1 protein-coding gene is annotated in these 802 nt (G+C 49.1%); it reads right to left on the bottom strand.

The features are described 5' to 3' along the window. The coding region (locus WEIDD23_RS10205; RefSeq protein ID WP_156469629.1) for a formate--tetrahydrofolate ligase at positions 1-802 on the bottom strand (802 nt) is incomplete at both ends.

Raw genomic sequence — 802 nt, 5'->3', positions numbered from 1 at the left:
ACAACCACAATGACATCGGGATGCTTGCCAAGCAATGGTGTCTTAAAGTCTAAGAACTTTTCACCACCCAAATCAGCCCCAAATCCAGCTTCAGTCACAACAAAGTCTGCTAATTGTAGCGCCGTCTTAGTTGCACGAATTGAGTTGGTACCTTGGGCAATGTTGGCAAATGGCCCACCATGAATTAAAGCTGGCGTGTGAGCCAACGTCTGGACCAAATTAGGCTTAATGGCATCCTTCAATAAGGTTGTCAAAGCGCCAGCCACGCCCAAATCCTTAACCGTTACCGGTTCCTTCTCATACGTATACCCAATGACGATGCGTTCAATACGTGCTTTCATGTCCATCAGGTCGTGCGACAACGTCAAAATTGCCATCAATTCAGACGCCACCGTGATATCAAAGCCATCTTCACGCGGTACCCCTGAAGTTGGGCCACCCAAGCCAATTGTCACGTGACGCAAAGCACGATCATTAACATCCAAAGCACGCTTCCAAAGTAACCGGCGTGGGTCAATGTGCAACGGATTTCCCTGATAAATACTATTATCGATCACGGCTGCCAGCGTATTGTGGGCACTCGTCAAGGCATGAAAATCACCCGTAAAGTGCAAGTTAATATCAGCCATGGGCACAACTTGGGCATAGCCGCCACCAGTTGCACCACCTTTGAGTCCCATCACAGGTCCCAAAGAAGGCTCACGCAGGGCGACCATTGTCTGCTGACCAATTTCGTTTAAGGCATCAGCTAACCCGACTGTCACCGTTGACTTGCCTTCACCAGCTGGGGTTGGATTAATTG

The sequence above is a fragment of the Weissella sp. DD23 genome (assembly GCF_001579105.1).
GTDB classification, from domain to species: domain Bacteria; phylum Bacillota; class Bacilli; order Lactobacillales; family Lactobacillaceae; genus Weissella; species Weissella cibaria.
This window is presented reverse-complemented; position numbering and strand designations above follow the sequence as displayed.